Raw genomic sequence first — 2,000 nt, forward strand, 5'->3', positions numbered from 1 at the left:
CGCCAGCCTGAGCGTGCAGAACGCATCGGCCATCGGGTTTTCCCATTCCAGCAGCGTCGCCGCCTGCGCCGCGAGCGCCAGACGCTCGGCAAGCAGCCTTGCGGTGCTTTCACTTGCGGGCGCGAAATCCAGATTGTTCACCCATTCGTCATAGGCCGGGTGCCGGCCTAACTGGGCCGACAGGAAGTCGCGAAGCGCCGCCGTGCCTTCGGGTTCGCGGGCCAGCGCGCGCAAAAGATCAAGCGCAATGACATTCCCCGACCCCTCCCAGATGGCGTTCAGCGGCGACTGGCGGAAGATGCGCGCCATCGGCCCGGTTTCGATGTAACCGGCGCCACCCAGACACTCCATCGCTTCATAGATCATGCCGGGCGCGCGCTTGCAGACCCAGTATTTGGCAATCGGTGTCAGCAGCCGCGTCAGCGGGTGGTTCTGGTCGAAGGCCTGCGCCAGCCGGAAGCCGATTGCCGTTGCGGCCTCGCTTTCGATCGCCAGGTCGGCGAGCAGCGCCGCCATCGCCGGCTGATCGACAAGGCGCTTTTGAAACACCGTGCGGTGGGCGGCGTGCCACATCGCCTGCACCAGCGCCGCGCGCATCTGCTGTGCCGACCCCAGCACGCAGTCGAGCCGTGTGTGCTGCACCATCTGGATGATGGTTGAAACGCCGCGCCCGGTTTCTCCCAACTGCTGCGACAGTGCGCCGTGATATTCTATTTCCGACGATGCGTTTGAACGGTCGCCCAGCTTGTCTTTCAGGCGCATCACCCGGAATCCGGCGTTGCGCTCGCCGTCGGGCAGCCAGCGCGGCACCAGGAAGCAGGTCAGGCCGCCATCGAGCCATGCGAGCGTCAGGAACGCGTCGCACATCGGCGCCGAACAGAACCATTTGTGCCCGGTCAGGCGGTGCCAGCCGTTGGCGGCAGGTTCAGCATGGGTGGAATTCGCCCGCACGTCCGAACCGCCCTGCTTTTCCGTCATCGCCATGCCGATGGTGACGCCGGCCTTTTCCGGCGCCGGCCGGCAGGCCGGGTCGTAGCGGCCGGCAAGGATACGCGGCACCCATTCCCTGGCGACCGCAGCATCGGCCCTGAGTGCGGGCACGGCGGCATAGGTCATCGTCATCGGGCAGCCGGGGCCGGAATCCAGTTGCCCGACCAGATACAGGATGGCCGAATGCGCCACATGGCCGGCGGCCGTGCCGTCCCACGCGATCGACGCGCCGCCATTGTCGAGGCCGAGGTGCATCAGCTTGTGGTAGGCCGGGTGGAAGCGCACTTCGTCGATACGGCGGCCATAGCGGTCGTGGGTGTCGAGGACGGGCAACTGCCGATTGGCCTCGACGCCCCATTCGATCGCTTCCGCCGATCCAGCGATCCGGCCCATTTTCGCCAGACGCTCATGGTGCACGCCACCTCCGGCCCTTGCCACGGCGTCCTCAAGGCCTCTGTCTCCGGTGAAGATGTTGTGATCCTCGAACGGCGGAGCCTGGTTGGTGACTTCGTGGGTATCTAGCTGCGTGACCGGACGGACGCTGGACATGGCTTTTCCTCCTTCGGCGGCGGGCATTGTTCGCGCCGCAGCGGCCAAAGGCAAGCGGCAGCGACCCAACGCAAAAAGCGGTTCGCTTTCAGCCCCTATTCAACTGCGGCAGCCTAGCGGAGCAGGCGGAAAGGATTGTTCCATGCCCAGACTGACCGCGTTGATCGCCCTGCCCATCACCGCCCTCGCTATTGCGGTTCTGCCCGCGATTGCAGTGGCGGCGCCCGCAGCAAAAGCCGCGCCGAAGCAGGCCAGTGTGCCGTTCGTCAATCAGGGAACTGTCGATGATTTCCGCGCCGATGGCGATTCGGCGGTCTATCTGCGCGCGAACGGTTTCAACTGGTATCACGCGACGCTGATGGCGCCCTGCACCGACCTGCGCTTTGCCGAACATATCGGCGTCGAAACGCGCGGCACAAACACGCTGGACCGCTTCTCGACGCTGCTGGTCGGCCACCAGC

The 2,000-nt window shown here is 65.6% G+C and carries 2 protein-coding genes; one reads left to right on the forward strand and one right to left on the reverse strand.

Features of this window, described 5'->3' with window-relative positions:
* A partial coding sequence (locus tag AC16JP_RS00700) for an acyl-CoA dehydrogenase family protein (protein ID WP_484338679.1) occupies positions 1-1,539 on the reverse strand: 1,539 nt, incomplete at its 3' end.
* A 142-nt stretch (positions 1,540-1,681) separates the two neighbouring features.
* Here AC16JP_RS00700 and AC16JP_RS00705 point away from each other — a divergent pair.
* Positions 1,682-2,000 (forward strand): DUF6491 family protein (locus tag AC16JP_RS00705; protein ID WP_484338680.1); only part of this gene is annotated, 319 nt, incomplete at its 3' end.

Source organism: Sandaracinobacteroides sp. (assembly GCF_057137845.1).